Origin of the sequence: Frondihabitans cladoniiphilus, from assembly GCF_039544345.1 — a bacterium.
In the GTDB taxonomy this organism is placed as follows: Bacteria; Actinomycetota; Actinomycetes; order Actinomycetales; family Microbacteriaceae; genus Frondihabitans; species Frondihabitans cladoniiphilus.
Genome location: NZ_BAABLM010000014.1, coordinates 1 through 23846 on the forward strand (window position 1 = coordinate 1; position 23846 = coordinate 23846).

The 23846-nt window shown below is 61.9% G+C and carries 16 protein-coding genes; 7 read left to right on the forward strand and 9 right to left on the reverse strand.

All coding sequences use genetic code 11. The features are described 5' to 3' along the window. Window positions 1-52: 52 nt before the first annotated feature. Window positions 53-367, forward strand: coding sequence for a hypothetical protein (locus ABEA39_RS18690; RefSeq protein ID WP_345377488.1), 315 nt, complete (start codon window positions 53-55; stop codon window positions 365-367). A 7-nt stretch (window positions 368-374) separates the two neighbouring features. Here the strand turns inward: ABEA39_RS18690 and ABEA39_RS18695 are convergent, their stop codons facing one another. Next, the gene (locus ABEA39_RS18695) at window positions 375-1103 is read right to left on the reverse strand and encodes a hypothetical protein (RefSeq protein WP_345377489.1); all 729 of its coding nucleotides are present in this window, start codon (window positions 1101-1103) and stop codon (window positions 375-377) included. A gap of 1230 nt (window positions 1104-2333) precedes the next feature. Here ABEA39_RS18695 and ABEA39_RS18700 point away from each other — a divergent pair. The 4 genes from ABEA39_RS18700 to ABEA39_RS18710 all read left to right on the forward strand — a co-directional run bounded on the left by ABEA39_RS18700 (window position 2334) and on the right by ABEA39_RS18710 (window position 5089). After that, window positions 2334-3578 (forward strand): NucA/NucB deoxyribonuclease domain-containing protein, encoded by a 1245-nt coding sequence (locus tag ABEA39_RS18700; RefSeq protein WP_345377490.1) that lies wholly within the window; start codon window positions 2334-2336, stop codon window positions 3576-3578. After that, the gene (locus ABEA39_RS18705) at window positions 3575-4219 is read left to right on the forward strand and encodes a hypothetical protein (RefSeq protein ID WP_345377491.1); all 645 of its coding nucleotides are present in this window, start codon (window positions 3575-3577) and stop codon (window positions 4217-4219) included. Before ABEA39_RS18700 ends, ABEA39_RS18705 begins: the two co-directional genes overlap by 4 nt. A 342-nt stretch (window positions 4220-4561) precedes the next feature. Continuing rightward, window positions 4562-4906: a helix-turn-helix domain-containing protein gene (locus ABEA39_RS18865; protein WP_425557000.1), complete on the forward strand. Its 345-nt coding sequence runs from the start codon at window positions 4562-4564 to the stop codon at window positions 4904-4906. 6 nt (window positions 4907-4912) lie between these two features. Further along, a complete protein-coding gene (locus ABEA39_RS18710) occupies window positions 4913-5089 on the forward strand; it encodes a hypothetical protein (RefSeq protein ID WP_345377492.1) in 177 nt (58 codons plus the stop codon). Between the two features lie 59 nt (window positions 5090-5148). On the opposite strand, the gene ABEA39_RS18715 is transcribed toward ABEA39_RS18710, so the two are convergent. Then, on the reverse strand, window positions 5149-7062 hold the full coding sequence (locus ABEA39_RS18715; protein ID WP_345377493.1) for a type IV secretory system conjugative DNA transfer family protein: 1914 nt from the start codon (window positions 7060-7062) through the stop codon (window positions 5149-5151). A gap of 119 nt (window positions 7063-7181) precedes the next feature. Beyond that, the gene (gene mobF, locus ABEA39_RS18720; protein WP_345377494.1) at window positions 7182-11324 is read right to left on the reverse strand and encodes a MobF family relaxase; all 4143 of its coding nucleotides are present in this window, start codon (window positions 11322-11324) and stop codon (window positions 7182-7184) included. Between the two features lie 295 nt (window positions 11325-11619). On the opposite strand from mobF, the gene ABEA39_RS18725 reads away from it, so the two are divergent. Next, entirely contained in the window at window positions 11620-12012 is a 393-nt protein-coding gene (locus ABEA39_RS18725) for a hypothetical protein (protein WP_345377495.1), read from the forward strand. After that, window positions 12009-12716, forward strand: coding sequence for an endonuclease/exonuclease/phosphatase family protein (locus ABEA39_RS18730; protein ID WP_345377496.1), 708 nt, complete (start codon window positions 12009-12011; stop codon window positions 12714-12716). Before ABEA39_RS18725 ends, ABEA39_RS18730 begins: the two co-directional genes overlap by 4 nt. Window positions 12717-12969: 253 nt before the next feature. Here ABEA39_RS18730 and ABEA39_RS18735 read toward each other — a convergent pair whose 3' ends face one another. The 6 genes from ABEA39_RS18735 to ABEA39_RS18755 all read right to left on the reverse strand — a co-directional run bounded on the left by ABEA39_RS18735 (window position 12970) and on the right by ABEA39_RS18755 (window position 23814). Then, window positions 12970-16737, reverse strand: a complete 3768-nt coding sequence (locus ABEA39_RS18735) for an NACHT domain-containing protein (protein ID WP_345377497.1) — start codon at window positions 16735-16737, stop codon at window positions 12970-12972. Between the two features lie 289 nt (window positions 16738-17026). After that, a complete protein-coding gene (locus ABEA39_RS18870; protein ID WP_425557001.1) occupies window positions 17027-17887 on the reverse strand; it encodes a protein NO VEIN domain-containing protein in 861 nt (286 codons plus the stop codon). Further along, window positions 17871-19538: a DEAD/DEAH box helicase gene (locus ABEA39_RS18740; RefSeq protein ID WP_345377498.1), complete on the reverse strand. Its 1668-nt coding sequence runs from the start codon at window positions 19536-19538 to the stop codon at window positions 17871-17873. The genes ABEA39_RS18870 and ABEA39_RS18740 overlap by 17 nt, the downstream gene beginning before the upstream one ends. Before the next feature lie 146 nt (window positions 19539-19684). After that, window positions 19685-21097: a transcriptional regulator gene (locus ABEA39_RS18745; protein WP_345377499.1), complete on the reverse strand. Its 1413-nt coding sequence runs from the start codon at window positions 21095-21097 to the stop codon at window positions 19685-19687. Between the two features lie 861 nt (window positions 21098-21958). After that, on the reverse strand, window positions 21959-22837 hold the full coding sequence (locus ABEA39_RS18750) for an NgoMIV family type II restriction endonuclease (RefSeq protein WP_345377500.1): 879 nt from the start codon (window positions 22835-22837) through the stop codon (window positions 21959-21961). Then, a complete protein-coding gene (locus tag ABEA39_RS18755; RefSeq protein WP_345377501.1) occupies window positions 22834-23814 on the reverse strand; it encodes a DNA cytosine methyltransferase in 981 nt (326 codons plus the stop codon). The genes ABEA39_RS18750 and ABEA39_RS18755 overlap by 4 nt, the downstream gene beginning before the upstream one ends. Window positions 23815-23846: the final 32 nt, after the last annotated feature.

Below are 23846 nucleotides of genomic sequence, written 5' to 3' on the forward strand. Positions count from 1 at the left end.
ACTAACTAGTAGGTCCGAAGTCAGAGTCAGGAGTCGGTGCGATCCTCGAAGGGTGACTAGCTATCAGCTCGCCTGGGACGACACCCGTACTGGCCGACTCCGCCCCGACGATGACGAGTCCTTGCGACCCCTCGCCTGGCTACGGGTGACCTGGGGTGCCGGTCACGAGGTCGATCGGGTGGACATCTACGGTGACGGTGCTCGGGTGGTCGATCGGGTGTGGATGGCCGAGAAGAAGTCGGTTAGGGCGGCGGTGGAGTTCTGCCACGCGAGGATGCTTGACCTAAGGCCTCGGCAAAGCGCAGTGCCGCTCCTGACCGAGCTGGGGGAACCATGGGAGCACCACAGCATCGTCGAATTGGCGTGAAGACCAATCACGGTTGTTCACGGGCAGGGACGGTGCTGAACCAGCGGACGTAGTTGGCGGCGAGCTTCATGCGTGCGGCGAGGTAGGCCTCGGGGTCGTTGACCGCGCCGGCCTCCTTCGGGGTCTGGTGCAGCTCTTTGTCCAGCTCGAACCAAATGCAAATGAGGTCGGCGTAGCTGAACCTCTCGGCGTCGAACCCGGATCGGTGGATCGTGCGTTGCACGCGGAGGGTCGACGTCTCGCGGGGGAGCCAGGGGATCTCGTAGACGAGCGCTGCGGCGAGCTTCTGTACGGCGAGGGGTCGTGGTTCGTAAGGTCCGGGCTGGAATTTTGCCTTCTGTCGTTGATGCTGTGGCCGCGAAGCGGCTTCCGAGTGCGGCTTGCCGCTCTTTGGTGAGTGTTTAAGTTGGTAGGTAGATGGGTTAAGGCGAGAAGCAGTAGCTAGGTGCTCATTTGTGACGGTTCCCAGTGTTTCTGGCATGTTCAGGGCACGGAGGGACGCGGCGCGAAGCTGTTGCCCGCCATGGTGGTCGGACGCTTCAAGGCGTTCGAGGGCCAGAAGGTACCGGCCGGTACGAATGGTCACGAGGCAGCCCAGGGCCTCCATGAGAGCACGGGCACGCCGGGCAGTGATCTTGGCCCGTCCCACCGTGCGGGCGAGGGTGTCGTGAGAGGTCGCGACGTTCCGGCCCGTGTGCCGGTTGGCCGTTGCTGCCTCGGCCGCGACGAAGGCCATGAACGTCGAGGCTTTGATCGAGATTCGCCGCCTGTGGGCCTCTCCTGCCGGCGTGGCCAAGACGGCGGCGGTAGCGGCCACCCATGCCCGTTGGGATGTGGGGGAGCGCACACCGGCGTAGGCATCCTCAGGGGCACGGAGGAGGTAGGAGCCACGAACCCGCGGCCGAGTCTGGGCCGTACGAGGCGTGCGGTGGGTGCGTCCGCTGCGTCCGGCGTCGGGCGTCGACGGAATGACCCCCGTTTGGGTGGAACGGCGAAGATCGGAAACGCCGGAAACATGGGGATGCGAGAGCGTGGGGGCAGGGGTTACTATGGCCCTACCTCCTTCCAGGAATGGAAAGCGGTACGACAAAGGCCCGGCCCTCAAAGCCGGTCTTTATCCCAAGTAGCTCGAAACCTGTTCCCGTCGCCAAACAAGATGCAGGTAAGAGCCAAGAGCTTTAGGCCCTCGCGAAAGCGGGGGCCTTTCTTGTTAGGCCGAGTTGATAGGCAGCTCCCCGTCTCGGTTCTGCTCAGGCATCCACACTGGAATGCCCTGGTCTGTGAGTTCGAGGTGGTCGACGACCAGCTCGAACAGGACGGCCGACGAGATCCCGGCGCGTACGGCAATCGCGTCGAACTTCTCCTTAGAGGGTCGTTCGACGACATACCCCATTGGAACGGGGTCCATGAGGGTGCCACGAGGGCGGCGTCTGGGGGCCATGCCGCAACTTAACTCTGGCCCAATGGTTAAGTGGGGCAGCCGGTCCGGCGTGTCGCTCAGCCCATCTACCGCATTAGGCCCGCACCCCGCGGCCACGGGGCATCAGCGGAAAGTTCTGCCTGAACGGGCTAATTCGTCCGGGGTAAGTCCTCCATAAGGCCGACTGCTCCGACTTCAGAACTCCGATAGCTTCCCAAATACCGTCGAGATCGAGTCCTCGAGCGGTCTGCGGAAATAACACCTGGGGGAACAATGCGTTGGTCGTGGAACCGCAAAATTCGGGCAGTCGGGACTTCGCTCGCCTTGGCGGGTCTTGTTGTCGCAAGTCTTGCGACAGGAACTGGCGCTGCGAACGCTGACGACTCTTCTCCCCAAGACCAAAGCTATGTACATGCAAATGTCGGTTCAGTCACCCGGGGGAGCGATGGCCGGCTGTCGATCCATTTCTCTCTCTCCGCCAGCGGAATACGGACCTCGCCCTCATCGCCTTGCCATTACAGCAGTTACTGCATTGGGAGTATCGACGTGCACGGAGCGTCAGGCAGCTACACCAGTCTGTCGCTCCCCAACTATTACGGGGGGGTCAATTCGATCAGCGGCAGCTTTACTTCGCCGTCGTTCAATATGAACGATCTTGCTTCCATCAACATTAATTTCATCGGCGATCACGGGGCGCCACTTGCGACGCCTGACATCCCTTTGTCAGAGGACGTCGCATTTGGGCACGACCTTGACGCCGCAGCGCGACTGGCTACCGCAAACTTGGCGAATTCGGCGGATCCATGCGTTGAAGCCTTTCCTGTCGGAACACACCAACAGGGCTCAAGCCTGAACGATCAACAAATCGAGTGCGAAGAGGCACGCCAGCAAGGAACGTCGCTGCAAACGTTCTTCGAGACGTTCTTGAAAACAGCCTCCGCGGCGCAAATTGCCGCACTACTAGCCAACACCGGAACGACAGCCTCCTCCTATTCGGCCGCAAACGGGGGAACGTCATCCAGCGATCCCGTACCTTCCGGCTGTTCGGCAGTCTTGGGTGGGACTCTCTGCCCGAGCGTTACCGGTTCCCAGACCTTCGTTCCCTACACGGATGCTCCGCCTGCTCAGGACCCACTCTGGAATTACAACCAGCAAGAACCTCAGCCCCAGCCCTCCTCGCCTGCAGGCGACGGAGACGATTCCCCTTCGGAACCGTACCCGACACCGGCACCGATTACGGTCGCTCCCACTGCCCCTCAATCTCCCTTGGAGCTGATCAAACGGCAATGTGTCGCGGACGCCGTCCAGGCGAGTATCGATCCTTCCAAGTGCGAGACCGAGAGCATCTTCGCCACTGGCCAGTACCGTGGCGCTCCGTCAGAAGCGACGCAGCACGATGCCGACGCCATCGCTGCGAACCCCAACTTCTTCGAACTCACCTATGAAACCAGCGCAGAGAAGGACACCGAAACCGATCGGACTTGGATTGATCCCTTCAAGGCGCAAAACTGCCAAGGCGGAACGGGAACTCAGTGCGACGAATTCCCCTATTACTCCAGTGAGCAGGGCGCTCAGGTGTTCACCGCCCCAGATGGATCACCCGCGACAGACGTATCGCTGAGGAGCATCAGCGCTTCCCACAACGCCTCCCAAGGCGGGTACTACACCGCATTCGGCAGACAATGTAGTCTCCCAGCCCAGCCCAAAGGTGACCCAAAAAGGAACTTCCTCGTCGTGCCAATGAACATGCTGCCTACGACGTGGATCTGTTCCGACGGGGAGAACCAATGACCTTGCGAGACCTACCAGAAATTTATCTTGATAATGGAATTCCGGCTGTTCGAGACTGGACTCCTGGCCTCCTTGCCGGGCTCCTAAAAACGTATGAGCGCGAGGTGTCGTCACGAGGGTTTTCCCCTCGCGAATATCTCAAGCCTGGGTTGTCTGAGGACGCCGTCCGGTTCCAGTTGAAGCGCATTGACATGGAACCGCCCAGCGAATTGATCACGTGGTTTGGTTGGGCCAATGGCTCCAGCGTCCACTTTCCAGGAATATGGCCGGCTGCCCTCGATCAGGCTGTCGATCGCTACATCCAAGTAGACCTTGAGACCTACGACGACCCCGAGCCAGGACTCGAGGAATTTGACTGGGGAGCAGGGAGAGGATGGTTGCGTCTGGCATTAGACAACTACACCAAAGCCATCGACTGCCGACCAGGTCACACTGAACCGGTCGAGATCCACCAAACGGATCCAAGCTTTGGCTTTGACAACGAGGTCTACGGCCGGTGCCGATCTCTGTCGACTTTGGTCACGTGGTGGATCGAAGGTCTGAGGGCAGGTGCGCATGAATGGAGCGCCTCAGCCCGAGCCTGGGTTACCGCAGACTTCTCTGCAATCCCGGTACTCCAAAAAGAGAGCGGGCTGGCCTAGCCAAGCGATCGTGCTTGGATCAAGTCGTGTTCAGTAAATTTCTAGCCAGGTCAATCCTGGCGTTTTGCGGCGGAGCCGCACTTACGGTAGGCGGAAATGCCCTTGCACCGAACGGCTGGATACTGTCCGCTCGACCCAGCTCACTGGGTGCCGCTGTAGCTTCTGCCGGTCTCATAATGCAAGGCGTGGGAGTGATGGCGATGGTTGCGGGTGGCATCGGAATGGCCAAAGCTCCCGGAGAGATCGAACCATAAACGCATATGTCCATGCCTGACCGAAATCTCAGTGGATCTAGCGAAATCGCAACGATTTAGGGCATCTGCTTCTTGGTAGCATTTCCACATGATAAATTTGCGTGCAGGTGGTGGCGCAGACCCTGACAGCCGCCCCACTGACGAGGTGCATATCAGCGGCAACGAGGCTGCTGACGCTCTGCAAGAGGCTCTGGCTGCGGAGCTGCGTGGCGCCTTGGCGATCGCGAACATTAAAGTTCGTGCGTGGGCACGGTTAGCAGCTGTGAGCCATGACTCGATCTACCGAATTCTCCGCGGCCAACGCCCCGTCACGGTTGTGGAGTTGATCATGCTTTGCCGTGCGCTGGGGGAGGACCCGTTCGATCTCATTACGAGGGCATCAAGACGGGCAGAGCTCCCCAACGGGCCGCAATCGTTCCTCGGAAGGGCATGAAACACAATGAAGATCATCTATGACACGCTGAGTGACACCATTTCCGTGGACGGCTTGAACTCCCAAGAGACACGGATTCTTGATGACAAGCTGGCAGTGGCGTTCTCTCGAAATGAGCAGATCATGACCGTCGCGGCAACCATCATGGCTACGGCTCAAGAGCTTTCCTCCGCGCACGACTGAGGGGGAGCGACGCAATCAATTCCGCGTTGCCTTCTAGTTGCCCCTACCTAACGACCGATTCAATTCGACCCGCTCGGAAGCGTCGGAAGTAGTACCTGGCCGCTAACTGCTTGCCATACCGCCGTGTTCCAGTGCATGCCGATGCCGAGGAGACCCCAGGTGGGTCCGTCCCAGACAAGAGCTCGTCCTCGGGGGATGGAGGTGATGTCACCTTCGGTAAGGACCTGTTGCCGCTGGGCGGTGTAGCTCGGGGTGACTTGCTGGATGGGTAGCGAGTACTTACCCAGGTACGACGTAGAGACGGAGTACGAGGTCATTTGGCGGTCGTACTCGCCAGAGGCGGAGCTCAAGGCACTAACGGTGTCTTTGTCGAAGACGCCGCGAAAGATGACCTTCGTGGGGAAGAGGGTGAGGAATGATCTCGCGGCGTCGCCCCAGCGGGCGACTGCGGGGCCGAGGGCTTGGATTCCGACGATGATGTGCAGGCCCTGGCCACCGGCTTCGGAAATGATCGCGGGCAGGGGGATTGGTGCGGTGGTGTTGGCTTCATCCAGAGCGAAGGTGACGTGTGGGAGGACTTGCTCGAGGCCTGCTTGTTCCCTTTTTGTCCGGTCGTACGTTTCAAAGCGGATCTGCTCGAGCAGTGCCGCGAGGAGCGGGGCGTACAGGCTCTGCTTGTCCGGCCGGGCGGTGATGTAGAGGGTGTCGTTGGATTCGACAAATGTTCGTGGGTCAAAGTTGGGGTTGTCGCCGACTTTGCGGGCGCTGACCGAGTCGTAAACGCGGAGGAGGCCGACCATGGTGGAGATGATCGATCCGCGCTCCTTGTCTGGGGTCGCGATCAGCCCGAGGAGTTTTTGAACGGCAATACCTGCCCCTTCATCACCGTCCGCTTCAGCGTCGCCGAGGATGGTAACGATCTCGGTCTGGGTGTCCTCGTCGGCTGCGGATAGGGCCCAGCGGGCGACGGCGGCGATTGGTAGGGCGCCGAGGTGGGCGGCGTAAAGAAGTGTCTGCACCCAGTCGGTGGCACGGCCGATGAAGTGCCGATCGTTACCGCCGTTCCCGCCTTGGAAGAGGGGTTCGGCCATGGTTTGACCGACTTGGAGGGCGTCGTCCCAGCTGCGGACTGACACAAGCGGTGACCAGCGGACAGGTTCAATTCCGGGTGGGGTGATTTCGTCGCCGCCCGGATCGAAGTGCCATACGCGTCCTTTGCCGGCCCTGGTGGGGGCTGTGGCGATCATGATGTCGGATTTGATCGACGACGACACACACGCGCCCGGCGCGATCAGGACGCTGGGGATGAGGACGGCGCTAGTTTTACCGGATCCGGGAGGCCCGAGGACGAGGACGCCGCCGCGTGGGGGAGCGGTGACGAGAGTGTCGCTGCCATCCAGTGACCAGCCAAGGACCGCTCCGGGGAGCTTCCCGGTGCGACCGGCGATCCGGTCGGTGATGGCAGCGACCGTGTTCGGGGCAGCGATCAGTTGATGGGACTCGGTCCTCGACAGCGCTCGCTTCGACGGACTCTTGGGGCGACCGGTGCGAGGGAGCCGACCCAGGAAGTAACCGATGAGGTAAGCGATGGCCTGGGGAAGCGAAACAACGAACGCAGCGATTGTGAGGTACGGGCGAGCGTAGAAGGGGCGGGTGGCACGTCGGCCATTCAGCCAACCGATCCAGACACCGATCGCGCCCGTGAGGATGAACGCCCATAGCAGCAGATCCCCAAAGCCTTGCATCTGCCCCGCGATCAAGGGGCGGGTGACGTCAGGGCAGTTCTGTGGGTCGCTGGGTTTGGTGCCGGGGCAAGCGAAGCCAACCGGGGTGCCGATGGAGGCGAGGAGCCCAATCAGCCAGGCGGGGAAGGTGAATGCCCAGAGGACGGGGAACCACCACAGCCACCCACCTCCACGCTTAAGGTTCGGGGCGGCGGCGCCCCCGTGTGCTTGCGGACCCCACGTCATCATGCCTCCCCTCCATCCACTTACCCCAGACCGGCCTGGCTTGCGGTCGGCGGGGAAGTGCGATTGTCCCTGATACGTCTATCCTGCCGTCCCACACCGACACCGCAGCCAAGAAGGCGGTGTCAGCGTTCCCGGTCGGTGTCTTGTTGTCGGCGTTCCTCGGCTGCCTGTCGCGCGCGTGCGACTCGCTCCGCGGCCGTCAGCCGCTCACCTCCGCCAATCTGTTCTTTCGAACTCTGGGATTGCGCCGATGCGGGTTTCTGAGCCGATGGGGTCTCGTCTCGTTGCACTGCGGTTTGGTTGGTGCTGGCCTGATTGGCCCGCGAAACGCGGTCCCGCGCAGTCACAGACGTATCGATCGTCTGCGGGGCTCCGTGATCCGGCTGGGCCTCCTGTTCAGGCCGACGAGACGAAGTGACCGACTGTTCCTGCTGCTCGGGTGCCCGCTTGGCCTCCAAGACGGAGTCTCGTTCGGGCTGCGCTGAGGCTTCTTGTCGCTGGCTTTCGCGGGATTCCACGTCTAGCTGAGTTGGCACTGCGGCGGTCGACTGCTGCGCAAGGGAGGCGGTAGCCGCCTCGCGGGCTCTACGGTCTATTTCCTCCGTTTGCGGGGCTGTTTGCTGCCGATCGTCTGATAGGGCGGGCGTCTGGTCAGGGGTCGCTTTGGACCCGTTCAGCTCGGTCACCCGGGCGGCGAGGTCTGCGCCGACAGGGCGCTGGCGGTACTCGGCCGGGATTGCTTCGGGGGTATCTGCCGGCACTCGGTAGCGTTCGCGGAACACGTCGACCTCGGCGGCGAGCTGCGTCCACTGGGCGCGGCGGTTATCGTCGGCCGGGACGTCTCCGAGCTGCAGAGCCCACTGGGGCGGCTCGGATGCGATCGCCTGGCCGCGCTCCTCGAGGCGGGTTTCGAGGTAGGCGTACCTCTCAGCCAGGTGCTCGCGCCATTCGGGCGCGGTGTGCTCGGAGTCGAGCGTCCGGCGATCAGCAATCCACCCCGGCACCCGCGAGGACTCCTGCGGCCGCTTGTCCACGTTCTCGGCAGCCTGACGGTCAGTGACGTCCGTGATCCGAGAGGCGAGGACCGCGCCTGGGTCTTCGGCGCCCGTCATGTCGCGCTGGCGCCATGCCCGATCGAGGGTTTCGGCCGGGTCAAGGCCAGCCCCTTCCGCACGACGCAGGCCCGCTTCCACGGCACCCCAACTGTCGTGGCCACGAAGCTCGCCCGCGATATCGACGCCAAGGCGTTCGTCTGCAATTTTCTCGAATCGGATCACGTCGGCGCGATCGGCGACGTCGCCGTACTGGTCGATCAGGGTCCCCAGGTTGTCGACGCGCGCCTGCTCCCCTCGGATCGTCTCGGTGGCCGAGAGGGTCGCGTCACTGGTGCGTGCGATCGACGCGAGGACGTCGGAGACGGGCTGGGCTTCTTCGGTCTCGACGTACAGGTGGTTCTCCTGCTTACCGCGGGTGAGCCCGACATAGGCCAGCTCGCGGGACGTCGAGCTGTCGGCCATGACGTGGGCGGTGTCGGCGGTCATGCCCTGGGTGCGGTGCAGGGTCGAGGCGTAGCCCAGCTCGACGCTCTTCTCCACGTACTCCTTCGGGAGGGTGATCTTCGCGCCGCTCTTCACGTTCTCGACCGACAGGGAACCGTCCTGGTGTGCACGCTGGACGGTCCAGACGTCGTTGTTCTTCACCCGGTCCCGGCCCCCGTTGACTTTCAACTGCGAGTCGTTCTGCCGGGTGACGATGGTGTCGCCACGGTAGGCCGACAGGCCGTCGTGGAGCGGTGCCGACTCGCGTCCTGTCACGACTCCCTGGGAGATGCGGAGGGCCTGTGCTCGGGCGTTCAGTTCCGACACGGTCGCGTTGGTCTTGGCGACCATGACGGACTGCAACCCGGCCTCGGTGTCGTGCTGCCAGCCTGAGAACACGTCGGCCGTCATCTGGTCAACACTGCCCCCCGTGACGCGGCCGTTGTTCACGTACCACGCGAACGGGTCGCCGGTCTTCGCGGGGTCGCGGAGGAGCTTGGTGGCCTCAGCCTCTTCCCGGTTACTGAACCGGTGCAGCTCTTCAAGCTTGACCGATCCCACTTCGTGTTCGAGGAGTCGAAGTGCGCCTCCTGCTTCGACTGCGGAGAGCTGGCGATCGTCACCGATCAGGCGGACGTGTGCGCCGTGGCGTTCTGCGATCCGGGTCACCTTTGCGAGGTTGGTGCTGCCGGCCATGCCGGCCTCATCGACCACGAGGACATCTCCCGGGTTCACGTCGACGCCCTCGATTCGGCCTTCCCCTTCGAGGAGTTCGGCCAGGCTGCCGTGGCCGTGGGTGAACGAGTGGATCGTGTTCGCCTCGACGCCGATAGCGTCGGCCATGACGTCGGCCGCTGCGGCTGACGGGGCCAGGCCAATCATCCGGCCGCCCTCGGCTTCAATCGCGCGGGCGGCGACTTGCAGGGCCGTGGTCTTCCCGGTTCCGGCAGGGCCTGTGCCGACGACGAGGCGGTTGCTGGACGTCGCGAACTCGCCCGCGAGGGCAAGCTGCCCAAAGTCCAAGTGCTGCCCATGCTCGGTCGCGATCCGGTCGAACGTCTCCCGGCTGACGGGGCGGACGGTGCGGGCACGGGCGGCGTCCAGGAGGGTGTCTTCGGCCACGAGGACAGCTCTCGACGTGAGGAGCTGCGTTCCCTTGTGCTCGTAGATACTCGTGCCGTCTCTGCGCGTGAGGGGCTGGAATGCGCCGTGCGGAGCAGGAGGGGTGACGGTGATCGAGTCCGTGGTCAGAGCGTGCTTGGTGATCTGCTCTACCGTGCCCTCGACCACGTTCCCCTCGGTCCGTTCGGCCTGCACGAAGCGGCGAGCCTCGGCTTCGATCATGTGCGCCCCCCAGACCGCGTGGTGCTCCGAGACGGTTTCCACTACCCGGGCTGAGGCCTGTTCCGTGGTGATGGTCGTACGGGTCCCGGAGGCGACGGCGCGGGCGTCGCCGCCAGCCTGCTTCGCGGACTCCACCACGTCGTCAACGACCCGCCCGCCGACGATGCCGATAGCGCGGGCGCGCCAGGAATCGCGGAGCGCTGACAGGGACCGGGCGGTCTCCTTCTGGGGCCGAGTGTCAAGGGTGGCCTGCTGGGCGAGGGCGATCCGAGCCTTCAAGTCGGGAGCGCGGCCGTGGTCGCGGCGATAGTCCCGCTCGAGCTTCTTCATGGCGTCTTTGATTCCCGCCGACCGGGTGGAGAACCCCTTGGTCAGGCGGTCGTCCACGCCCGCAATTTCTACGACGGGACGTTTGCCGCGGGTGACCTCGCGGAGTTCCGTGGTGACGCCCAGACGCTCCGTGACGAGGTCCATCACGCGGGCGTTGTAGAACTCGGACGCGGCAACTCCCTGGCGGTGCAGAAGCTTGGAGTCAATGGTGCGCCACTTCCCATCGGAGCCCTTGACCTTGTTCGCGACCACCAAGTGGTCGTGGAGCTGCGGGTCACCAGTGCGGGAATCGTAGTGCCGGAACCGGGTCGCGATCAGCCCGCCCTCGACGTCGATCTGCGCCACGCCGTTCCGGCCGGCACGGGTGGCAATGGCCTCGTCTTCGAGGTACTTCACCGTGTCCGCTATCGCCTCCTCGTGGGCGTCCTCGATCACCTTCCGGGTCTCGTTGTCTCCGAGCCCCCAGAGCGTCGAAACGCTCTTAGCGGGCGAGAACACGAGGTCAAAACCGGCCACGGCCTGCTGCGTGGGGCGGGACGCTGCGGTGATGAACCGGCCCAGCTCTTCCTTGTCGGCGGGGGGCCGGCCCTTGGCCTCGCGGAACGCCTGCGCGCCCTCACGGACGCGGATAGCGCGCCGCTCCTCGGTGTTCGGTTCGCGGTGCTCGGTGCGCTCGAAGCGGGCGTAGCCCTCGTCGATGGCGGCGCGGAGACTGGTCGCGCCTTGCTCGTAGTTGTAGTAACCACGGCCGAGCCGGGCGGCGTCCTGCGCCTCCTCGGCCGTCTTCCCGTTCGCCTGCGCCTCGCGGATGATCTGGTCAGCGTCCGGGTGAAGGCCCTCACCGAAGAGAGCCTTCATCTGATCCTCGGTGACGGTGCCCTTGACGCCTAAAGCGTCGAGGCCGGAGCCGACCCACACGCCAGGAGGGTTGCCGTCTGCGGTGTAGTAGTCGCCCAGCTCACGGCCGTTTTCACGGACGACGTCGCCCGTGGCGGTCTCGCTGGTGTAGTACGCATACCCGTCCCCTGCGGAGAGGACGTGCATGGTCATCATGGGGGTACTTTACCTCGTTGATCAATTGATGCCAGAGGTGTGACAGATCAACTGACGAAGAATGAGGATGGAGAGCGGCCAGGATCGGAGAGACTGCGGCTGTGGTGGGAGACCGGGAAGTGAACGGGAGCGTGACGAGGAACGAGGCTCGTGGAAGTGAACGTCGGTCGATCGGCGACAGCCGAGTCAGCCGTGGGTTCATGCCACTGAATCGCGCTGCTGGCCTCCATCCGCGGGGCCGCGCGCTCTTCGGGTGGCGCGCATAATGGTGGTTTAAATCGATCAGGGGGTTCACATGGCCGAGGTCAGAAAGTCCGGCAAGCAGACTGCCGCTAGGCAGCGGGCACGAGAGAAAGCGGCCGAATTCCGGGAGAAGCAGGACAAGCTCGAGGAGCTCGCCACGGACTACTTCGTTACCGCCGACTCGATCGCCGACATCCAAGCCAGCATCGACAAAGAGATTGATGCCGTGCGTAAGCGCGGCGAGAAGGTCACAGAGGAGGCGCGCGCCAAAGCGCAAGCCGTCATCGCCTCCATGCTTGACCTCGGTGTTCCTCGGAACGAGGTAGCCGATCGCCTCGGCCTCACGACCCGCGAGGTCAAGAAACCGGCCATACGGAAGGCCACCGCACACACACCACCACCAGCCGAGCTCGCGCCTTCCAGCGAGGACGTCTCCGGCGCGTGACTCCCACCAGTACTGGTAATCCGATCACGCTGCTGAGCTACAACCTGTGGCAGGGGCGCGCGCAATTGGAACTCCGCCACCTCGTTGACGCTCACGACCCCGACGTTCTGTGCGTTCAGGAAGCAGCCGGGTCATCGCTGCCCGGCCGTCTCGGTTCGCTTCAGCTTGCGGTCGGGACGTCCGGGAACCGGCTCGGTGTCGGCCTGTACGTCAAAGCGTCACGGTTCGCCGTGGAGGAGGCGTCGTCGTTTCAGCTGAGTACGTCACGTCACGACCGACTCATCGGCGGCACCGGGCACCGTCTCGTTGCCGCCCGTGTCGCGGACGTCGACGCGGCAAGAGATCTCGTCCTGGGCTCGTTTCATGGGACTCCGTTCACGGACTCGAACGGGTTCCGAAGGGTGCAGGTCGACGACGCCCACGAAACCCTCCGACGCCTCGGCCCCAACCTCCCGGCACTGATGGCTGGCGACTACAACCACCCGATCTTGCTCGGGATGCTCCGCCGGCACATCCGGCGTCGTGGCTTCACCCTCGCCCACACGCCCGGCAGCACCTTCCACAGAGAGGGCAGCGTCATGCGAGGTAAATTCGACCTCGCCACCATGACCGGCCTCACCACGATCACCGCAGCAACCCTCCCGCAGGGCGCCTCCGACCACCGCCCCGTCCTCTTCTCCTTGGACTACACCGCGACCACCTAACGCTTGCCCGTTAGGTGGCTCAGTGATCGCTGCTGCAGGCTGCGAGACCGCTCCTGCGGCGGCGGCTAAAACAGGCATTTCAATCGCTCCGCTTAGGGCGGCGCAGCGAACCACCGCCTCGTCAACTAGCTCTCGCCGGAGACTGCCTCGGGGACAGTGCCGAAGATAAGGGTCCGAAGACGGGACATTATTTTGACTCGTGGTCTAGGTAATCTCTTGGTACTTGCCCAGGCGAGCATCCCCGCACGCACAATCATCGTCGCTGTTGTTGATGTTGCTGAACGAAGGCCACGACGGCCGGAGTCGAAGACGACGCCGAGGCAAGCCGCTCCAAAAACGTCGCGGCTCCCGGATCGTCCACCCACTTCGCGGCCTCGGCCAGGGCGAGCACATTCCCTTCTGGGGCGTGGTCGATGAAATCATCTGAACGGTCCCACACGATGGGAAAGGCGCGTGCAATGGCTCCAATAGTGGATTGCAGTTGGGTCGTAGCACGTGCCCCGATTGCAGCACTGTCAACGTCGCGAACTAACTCGAGCAGCGCAGTCAGCAACTGACCGGACGGAAGTCGCCGCTTGCAGACATCAGTCATCGTCTGCGTGATCTGCGAAAAAATGGCCGGCCGGTGCCGCGCAAAACGCGGGCTCGTTTCATCCAGCGCAGTTCGGTAGGCCGCGAGGACCCTCTGACACTGCAGAGGCGTCGGGGCGATTCGGTCGCGGTTGGACAGATTCGACACGTCCCCGAGTAGTTCCAGGAGCTTTCCCGTAAGTTGCTGCTCCTCAGCATTGAGCACGCCTCGAACCAGGCGGGAGACTAGATGTTCCGTCGTCGGTGCGTCCCAGCCAGGACTGTCGATCTCCGGGCGGAGCACCTCAACGGCGTCGATTACGGCACTCGGCGCCTCGTAATCCAAGAAAGTTATTGTCCAGGAGAGACCGTCGGCGGACCAGCTCTGCGCGTCCCACTCGTGCCTGCGCCGCTTACTCATACGGACAAGGTCTGATTGCAGGGTGCGTTCTCGACCAGCGAGTGCGACAGCGCGATCGCGAGCTTCTCGCGATCGCGGAGCCTGAGCGGCAGCGAGCCGCACCGCGGTCCGCAAAGGAATTGGTTGTATTTTTACCGACAACCAGTGGATGGCGTGCTCCTGATCCACGAGGATCGTCGACGGAAGTTTTGAGGCCATGGCGTCGAGGAGCTTTACCGCATGCCGCTCCAGGGTCGTCGGATCAGTCGCGCTTACTTCGATGAAGCGCTCTATCGTGCGCTGGACCTTCACTCCGTCGTTAGCGAACGCGCCGATCACGCTCGACCATAGTTTGTCCGGTACGGCGACGGCCGCCTCGAGCATCCCTTCGTGCACGCGCCCTGCCCACTCTCCCGTCAGGGCCGGCGCGATCCGGCTAAGCAACAGCGCCCACTCGACCCAAGTCTTGTCGTGGGAGGGCCGACGGATTGTGAGCAGCGTCTCTGCGAGCCGCGACGGGAACTCGATCGCAATATGCCTGACCATACCCGTCGCGTTCCGCTTCACCACGCGTGTGACTTCTGGGTCAAGAGCGAGCGCAACGGCGGCTTCGACATCAATGCGACCGGCGTCCTCGAGGCAAAGCGCACGATTTAGTACGGCCAGCCATCGCGGCGGATGGTCAGCAATTACAATGTCCCGCCAGGTTCCCCATCGACTATCCGCGACACCAACGAGTCCCTCACGCAGGCTCAATTGCACGGCCGCATTGAACGCATCACTTGGTACCGCCACTAAAGCAGCGACGTTGAGTGCAATGATCGCGTCGTCTAGGCGTGCGGATGAGGCGGCGGCGAGGAGGAAACCGGCGCGGCCGGCTTCAGGAAGGACCTCGTAGTAACTAGCCGCAGCGTTGAAGAGCGTTTCCTGGGCGGGGCCTTCGACCGAGAGCACGGCATCGATCAGACGCCGAATCTCGGAGTCGGCCAACGGGTCGCCGATGCTGTGTCGATCTAGGAGCGATCCCAGAGCAAATTCGAAGTGAATTTTTGCGCTTGCGCCGGGCATGACGCGGATGCGCTCTGCGTAGACCCGCACTATCGTCGTCAAGTTCGTGGTCACGGTAGGTAGCAGTGTTCGGACGGCTTGCAGAACGTAGGCGTCGTGGCGCGCGGAAGCACCGAGCAATAGCTCGGCGCACGCGGCGACTCGCTCCGGCCGTTTATCAATGAACTCTTCCCACCACCTCCGGGTAGTGTCGTCGTCCTCACGTAGAAGGAGACCCCCGAGAACGGTGTGAGCACCGGCTGCGTCGTTCGGCACGGCGGCGGCCGCGAGATCAAACGCAGTTTCGGAGAGGTCGACGCGGCGCATCACGTGGCCTGCGATCGCCCAGTACCCGGAGCGACGCGCAGCCATTCCCTCCCCGAGTCGATCCCAATCCGAAACGCTCCCATGGAAGGTGAGATGCCGCGCCACGGCAAATTCGGCGAAAGTCTGGTGGAAGAACGACACGTAAGCGGTACGGGCGTCGAGGATGCCGTCGCTAAGGAGGTGTCGGCGCGCGGCATTGGTCATCTCGGGAGCCGGTACCTGCTGGACAAACCGCTCGATGCTGCTTTCCCAGATGGTGGCGGCGACGCGGTCGGCGGCGGTCTCGGCGTCGTCGGACTCCTGAGTAATTCGCCCGTAACGATCGGCGTGAATGCGGTTCGCCCAGTATTCCTCATACAAACGCGACGCAGTCAATCCGGGCGGAAGCGCCCCGTCTTCTGCGTACAGGCCGCATGCCATTGCGAGGCGCAGAGGAACACCCAGGACATCAATGGCGCGCGGATCCTTAAGGGCCGACTCAACGCTTTCGATGAACCGCTTCGCGGCTTGGGCCTCGCGTAAACCGGCGGCATATTCGGTGACCCACGCAACGACCTCGACCGGAGCGAGGGGGTAGATTGACCGAGCCGCGATACTGCTGCAGAACGGCCCATTGGCGAGCAACTCCACCCATTCAGTTTGACGGCACGTAATAAAGAGCTCTGCGTGTTGAGCGACTCGCGACAAGACCGCGTCTACTTGAGACGCCGTGTTGTCGCGAGTGATGATGTCTAGAGTATCGATGACAACAAGCGGTCGACGGTCCAGGCCGGAAGCTACCGCGGCGATGGCGTGACTCAGGTACCCGTCTGCGCCCGCAGCGACGCCGAGCGCTTTGTCGATGTCGTCAACGCTTGTGGCTGTGGGGTCGGTGACACGATCGCAGCGGACCAATAAGGCGAGCCGTTCCGTCCCGGCCGCAGTGACGACTTCGCCGGCTAGGACGCTCTTGCCCATGCCTCCGTCGCCGAGCAGGGCCCGATGCTGGACCGAGACATCGAACAACTGTTGCAACAGAGGAAGCCGGTTGCGTTCGCGTAGCGTGCGAGCGTGCAGGCCGACACGTTCCTTTCCGGTCTTCGTGCGCAAATCCATTTGCAGTCGTTCGACGTCGCCTAGAGTCTCTCCGGCGAGCCTGTTCCGGAGGAAAGCGCTGGTCGATACCGACCTGGCGTCCAGCGCATTCAGCGTTTGAAGCGTGTACGCGGTGGCGGCCGCGGACAATCCGGGCGCGTTCTCGACGGCTCGCGCGAAAGCGGTTGAGGCGCCTATGAGGAGGCGATCCAGATAAGTTTGCAGCGCGAATTCGGTGCTGCGACGGAGGGTCCCCGTTTCGAGCCGGTCAAACAATGTCAGTTGATCGGGGTGGACCACGGCCTGAACGAGAGCATCGTCGGTCGCGAGAAGCTGTTCCAGCAAGGCTCCAACGTCTGCGTGCAATGCGCGAATCGCTTGACGCCGGACGCCCGACGGTGGCTGGTTTCCGAGTTCCATCCGAAGAATGGCATCGATTTCACGTTGCAGGAGCCGTTTTGATCTCCTGCTGCTCCACCAGGAGGCAGATAATTTGACCGCGTCCGAGGCATCACCCACCGCACCGGCCTGGTTGGTTAAATTCCATGCACGGAACGTAAGTTTGGCCACGGTCGCTCCGAGACCAAACAGGGCGAGTGACATGCTTGCACCATAGCGGCCGAACGAAACGTGGACAATTGGCGACTTCATGTTGTACAGCAGGCGTCGGGTTAGTGGTGGATTTACCTTTGGACTGAACTACCCATGAAGTGGCGCTGGTGAGCGATTTTCTGTCAGATACCTTGGGGCCCTGTAGTGGCGGGACTGCGAGCGCATCCGAAGACGTGGGGTGGCGCACGATGCGACCGCCCCTCGATCCGTGTCTGTCCACACGTCGGCGTAACAAAGGACCACGGTTATGGCGATCGAAAACAGGCAACTCGTGAGCGTTTTAGACGATTCTTCCCGTTATTAGAGGACTGCTCGCATCGCCAATAACTACCCGAAGCTGCTGAATACCGGGGATCTGTTCTTCCGAAGGCACATTGAAGCGAGCTGCCTCCCACTTTGATTCCCAGGAGGTGTCCGTGGGCGCGGTTCGCTGGATCCAAGGCCGAGAAATGGCTCGAATAGGGCCAATGAGCTTGAGGTCCCGGTCCAGCGTCACTAAGACAAGGCACCAGTCCGCATCGCGCTTCATGGTCTCAAATTCGTTTCGAGAAAGATGGAACGTAGATCGGTTCAGGCGCGTCGTTGCCTTCACCTCAAGGTGACACTGGAAGTCGTCGGTTGTGACACTTATGTCGTAGCCATACCCATCAGATTCTGCCGCGACATGGTCCACGCGAGCCGATACGGACTGCCGGAGAAGCTCTAGGAGAGCTTCTTCGCCTGCGTCTCCGATTTGCCGTCGAAGCTCGGTATCGACTTTGCCCCAGACACGTCGAATTACTGAGTAGGTCGTGACTTCATCTAGCCCTAGAGCTTTCCCAGCGGCGAGGACATCCTCGGGTAGTTCAGTCTCGTCCTGGATTAAAACGTCGGCATCAGCGAACCATGCGGGGGAATCCAAAAGCAGAGTGGCCTCCAGCAGCTGCTCGGAATTAGTTACGAGACGTGTTTGGCGTCCACCCAGGTCGAACAACTGTGATCGCTGTAGCCAGGACAGCGACTCCTCGTATTGAGTTGGCGTGAGATCGGAATACTGGCTTAGGCCCGCGAGAAGAGCTCGAGTACGAGGAACCCCCGCAGAGGGTAAATGAGCCATCCACCGGATCGCTCCTCGGAGTACTGGCTCAGGCGGGATCGGCATGAAGGTGTCTTAAGAGACTTTGGATGTCGGCTCCATCGAGCCCGCCACCAAAGGGTGGTTCTTCGTCGAGATCTCCCAGTCGCTCGACGGCGGGGTCGTCCAAAATACGCCCCATGAACTGCAGCTTGGTTTCGAGACGTTGTGAAACAAGCTCGTCGATCGTGCCCTCAGAAGCCAGAACGGTGATGTGGGTTTCGGTCTCGGGAGGAAGACCCAATCGATGAATTCGATCTAAGGACTGGAGGAAGCGGCCGGCAGCAAAATCGCGATCGACATAGATGGCATCGTGGCAGTCGTGGTGAAGGCTAATACCTTCCCCGAGAGTGGCCGGGTTGGACAAGAGGACCAAGCAGTCCGGGTCATTGCGGAATCGTTTTATTTCGGCGTCACGATCCTCAGTTCCGCCGTGAACTAACGCAGGTTGGAATTCGGCGAGCAATCTCTGCAGAGTCGTGAGCGAGCGGACAAACGTCGACCAAACCAGTGTTTTTCTACCGAGGCGAGCGTTTGTGGCAACGATCCTCAACGTCTCTTCGTACTTGGGTGAAAATTCGTAGGCCGGAAGGTCTCGCATCAGCTCGTAGAGCGGGGCATTCTCAGGAACAAGTAGAGGAGGAACTCTGTAGGCAAGTGGTTCGTGCCGGGTTGTACCTACGGCTAACAGTGCCGGGCTCGTCGCCGCCATAAGGAGGTAAACAGTGATCTTGCCCAGGGCTTGAAAATCGTCTTGGGAGCCCGCCGCCCGCGCAGAGGCTTGGTTAATGAGCGCGTCATAGATTTCCCGATGCAACGAAGGCAGGGGAATTCTTTTGATTGACGTGGTCTCTGGGCGTAGGCCTAGTTCCCGCTTTGTTGTTCGGGTGAAAAGCGGCTTAAGGGCAGCGCTTGCCTGACGAAGGTCACCACCGGCTACGGCTCGGGTCACTGCCTGCCTACCCTGCCCTGGCCACACGAATCCAAGAAGATTTTCCAGATCCCGGACACCATTTGGCGCTGGGGTGCCCGTCAGTATCAAACGCTTGCGGGCCCGTGGACCGAGTGCCAAGCAGGCAGCTCCATATGTCCCGTTGGAGCCGAGTTTCATCCGATGCGCCTCGTCGAGGATGATCATCGAGGGTTTTTCGGCGAGCCAGTGTGACAGGGGCGTCAGTGCGCCGTCCAGGCGCTCGTAGTTGACCAGCAAAACGTCTGTCCCGATCGGGGGGACACCTTGGAAAATCTTCATGCGGAGGGGCGCCTGAAAACTCGCGACGTTTTCTTCTTCCCAAGCTGCGTAACTGGATTTCGGCCCAACAACGAGAAGGCGTTCGACCTCACCAGCTTCGCGAGCGGCTGCGAACAGTGCCAATGCCACGCGTGTTTTTCCAGCGCCCGGGACCGAAAAATTTGCGCCATGCCCTAGACGGAGGAGCTTTTGGACGTCTCGCTCTTGGAAGTCGGTCAGGTTTCCGATCCAGTTAGTGCCCAAACGCCCTTTAACGTTTGAAGGGGGTTCCTCCGCGGACACATCTGTCAGTTGTGCGGTTACCGTCGCTGCGTCGACGAGGACTGACTGAGCCAGGGCCGCCAGGTTCTGATCCCAGGAGACGCTCTCTGGTTCCGGCCATGATGCGAGAACAACCAAGTTGCCTAGGAGGTCATCAATTTCCAAGTCTGCGGTGTGGAGGTTCCTCTGACTAGCACTCCGAAATCGGGGAGCAAGTCGTCGGAGAGCGTCTGCGTGATCGGGCCCGGCAGTCAGCCTCGCTCGAAGCGGATCATCGGCGAAACTAATTTGGAGACTAAATGCGGTTGGCGTCACGGCGATTCCAGCTGTATCGACGACACGAGCCACTCGACACCAGCCCCAGGCTCAGAAACTGCGCGCTTAATTTGACGAGCCAGTTTTTCCAAGCTGGACCGGAGCTCCGTGAGTGACTCATCAAGGGCGTCTTCGTCAAGAGATTTGGTGGCTAGCGACTGCGCAACGTCCGCACTCGCGAGATTGATTGAGTCAACTGCATCGGACAAGCGTTCTGCTGCGGCGACTTTCCGTTGACGAAGTCGTTCGTCTCGTCCGGCCAACTTCAAGGCCGCCTCAACGGAACCACGAAGATTTTCCAGAACTTTTTCGGACGGGGCCGTGTCCACACTCGGGACCGCGCTGCCAACTCGAAGTGCGGCACGGGCGCGGAGCACACCATCCGTGAGCTCTCGAGCAGCTTTTACGGTCGCGCTGTCATCTGCGACAGCCATTCCTAGCCCGGGAATCAGGACGGAGTGCGATGGGGCCGCCACTGTCACAGTGTTGGCTGGCAGCTTTGCTGCGAGGTATTTTTCGTGGAAGTCGGGTTTTGCCAGTCGGACGTCGGTTTTGGCAAATCCGAGAATGATCATGGCGAGACGCGATTCCTTCAGAGCCTCGGCGGCGTCCCGATCAGTTGCAATTTCCTTGGTGTAGGCCCGATATAGTTCACGCAGTTTCTCCTGGTGATCTTCAAAGTCCACAAGGCGCAGGCCATCGCCGTCGCCGTCGCTGCTCCGCTCAATGGCTTCTTGGATGAGCCCGTAGACCCAGCGATCCTGCTCCAAAGTTTTGGGCCGGATGTGAAATTCACGGGCAATTTCTTCCGGACGACGGCCGCGCGCCAACTGCTCTTCTATTGCGATGAGCTGGTTGATGTAGGAATAATCCCGCTTGTTTTCTCGGCGAAGCTGGAGGGATAGTTCCACCGCGCTGATGTCGTCTCGAGTGGTGTCAGCAGGCAAGACGGCCACTCGAATGTGGCGTGTTCCGAGTTCTCGAAGAGCTGCGCAGCGAGTATTTCCGTTGACGAGAATGCCGTCGGGGGTGATGAGGCCAGGTTGTTCCTGACTGAAGTCTTCGAGGCTGTCACGGAGGGCTTCAAATTCGGGATCCGTCTTTCCCGGGGTGGCTGGCTGAGTCTTGAGCAGATACTCCAAATAGTCCTGGCCGTCGGGCCCCCACGGGTCCGCGCTCAGGACAGCGTCCCGTTTCGGATCTAAGCCTCGTTGGGCACGGATGCGATGCGTGTCAGGGTTGTAGTAGAGCATCTCAACGGGCATCGCAATGACGTGCAAGTGCGTAGCCGAGCCGCGCCACTCGATAGTGAGTTTCTCGCCGTCCTCGCGTTCTGACTGCGCCAGCCGTTCTTTCACGATGGAACGGATGTTTTCGCCCTCTGGAGGTGAGCCTGCTTGTTGTGCCAAAAAAACTCCTAAGCTCAAAACGCGAATACGGTGACGGCGATCACATCCTGACACGCCACCGCTGCACTTGAAGGGATTGCTGGGGACATGAACCGACCGCGCTGGAATGATCCTGCGTTTCCTGGCGGGACGATGGTTCGCTCTGCTTTATGGCTCCTCGACGTCGTTGGCGAGGGGAACATTTTCACCAAAGAACAGCTCCGATCCGCTTTCCCGGGTGTGTCCCAAGTCGACCGGCGAGTCCGAGATCTTCGCGACTACGGCTGGGTCATGGATACCAACTCTGTAGACGCGACCCTCACGGCAGACGAACAGCGTTTCGTGACTGCGGGCGTGGAGGTGTGGGACCCGGTGGCAAGGCGTGCGGTGGAACACCGGCAGGCTTCCGTATCGGCGAAACAGCGAGCGGCTGTATTCGCAGCCGATAGCTACCAGTGTGTTCTGTGCGGGGTGGCGGGTGGGGAGTCGTACATCGATAATCAGAGCGAGACCGCTGTGCTTGCCGTGACGCGAAGAGAGGTCACCCTCTCAGACGGCACACCGTCCGTTCAGCTGGTGACGGAATGCAAACGCTGCCGGTCAGGATTGCGAGGGACGGGGCCGAATCAGATTGACGTCGAGCAACTCCTAGTCGAGTTGTCGGAAGAGGACTTGGAGCGCCTCAGTCGGTGGGCTCGTCGTGGCCGTCGGTCTGCAACGTCTCTTGATAAGGCTTGGAATGCGTTGCGTCGTATGCCGACCGTGGACCGAAATTTGCTTCTAGAGAGACTCAGCCGGTAGTTCTTGGTGCCGAGCCCCACAAGGTGGCGAGTAGGTAGCGTTTCTAAATCTCTGGTGGGTCTGGAAACTTGTCGTTGAGCGTCAGACGGCGAGGTCAAGCGGTAGGTCGGAGATGTCTTTGAGCCGTTTGCCTTCGATCATCATGTGAAGAGATTCGGTGGCATCGCCGTGACCCTCGCTGTCTACGGCTGCAAGCAGCTCGGGGAGAGCGAAGTGGTAGACGCAGTCGATGTCGCCAGTGCCAAGAGCGACTGATGCAATTCGTGACGGCAACGGTTCAGCCGTGACGACCGCGATGTGGGGTAAGCGGCCCTTCCGGTTACGGATGAGATTGAGGGCTTCCGAGCGAGAGTTTTGCGCTCGATCGCTCCGGATGGTCCATTTGCACGACACGACGGCGTGGAGGATCCGTAAGTCAGGGTTGTTGCGCCGTCGGATAGGTGCGTGCAGACCGATTGTGTCGTCGACGATCTCGCCGCCCCGGTTGATGAAGTCATCCCCCACAGAACCGCGAGAGATCACGATGTCGGGAGCGATGGTGTAGCCGTTGCCCAGCACTGCTTGCAGTTGCGGATTCGCTTTGACAGCCCGGTCCAAATCGACAAGGTGGGCATACTGCTCGAAGACAGATGCCTGAGCCGCAGCGCCGCGACCACTGACCTTTCGAATCTCCCAATCACCTGGCCGGAGCATGCTCAGCTGCGGAAAAGTGTCGGCGAGAAAATTAGCCGTCGCCTGCTCAAACTCGCCCCCAGATGTCTGCCCCGCCAGGCGCTCGCTGACGGTCTCGACTTTCAACGTGTCAGCGATCGCCCGCGCGTAACTGATGCTGGTGCGGTTGCTGCTGTCCGCATTGCTAGGCACGCCCTTCTCGTTGACGCCGAGGACACCTCCGGCAAGAAGGCCGGCGTGGAATTGGCGTCGGGCTTCGGCGAAAGCGGAGGTGCCCGAGACGGTCATGCGACGATGCTGAGCGACGGCTTGCGGGTCGCGGTCGCACCGAGTGCTGTCCGGATGGAGGTTCCTACCCGCTCGGCGACGGGCGGCGGGAACGCGTTCCCGATTTGTCGATACACGGCTGTCTTTCGACCCGTGAACTGCCAATCCGTATCGAAACCCTGGATACGCGCGACCATCGGGTTCGTCAGCTTGGGGATGTGGTTGAGAGGGTGTTCGGCCGTGGGCGCTTCGTCAGCGACACCGCGCCCGTCGACCCCAAGCTCCAGCCACGCCTTTTTGGCGCGAGTCGGGCCAAGGTCGGCTCCGCCGTGCTTCTTGGAGCCACCGACGATGGTCGGCGCGATCCCTGCCGCTCCGCGAGCCCACGCGTCCGCGCCTTCCCACCCATTTGCCCCCATCAGCGGGCGCAACGTCTCTCCAACCAGCCGCGGTGAGCCGACAGCACTCGGCCAGTGGAACTTCTTCATCTTGGCGCCACGGAAGGCGACCAGGATGAACCGGGGTCGCAACTGAGGGACACCAAATTCAGAGCTGAAGAGGAGTTGCCAGTCCGCGGTATAACCGAGCCGCTCAAGCTCAGTGAGGATGGACTGCCGATAGACCGTGAATCGTGCAGACGCAAGACCGCGAACGTTTTCAAGCATGACAGCCGAGGGTCGAGCTTCCCGCACGAGGCGCAGCGCCTCCGGGAAGAGGTCCCGCTCGTCATCGGCACCAAGCTGGTGTCCAGCGAAACTGAACGGCGGGCACGGAACGCCCCCGGCCAGTAAGTCAATGCCGCGGTAGGCCTTGCCGTCGATTTCTCGGACGTCCCCTTCGTGCACGTTCCAGTCCGGGCGATTTGCACGCAGCGTCGCCGCGGCGTCCCGGTCGATTTCGACAGCAAGCTCGTGACCAAAACCAGCCTTTTCAAGCCCCAGCGATTGACCTCCAGCTCCAGCGCAAATTTCCAGAGTGCTAAGAGTCGATTCGCTCACGCTAAGTCCATTCGTCGTCACTGCCACATACT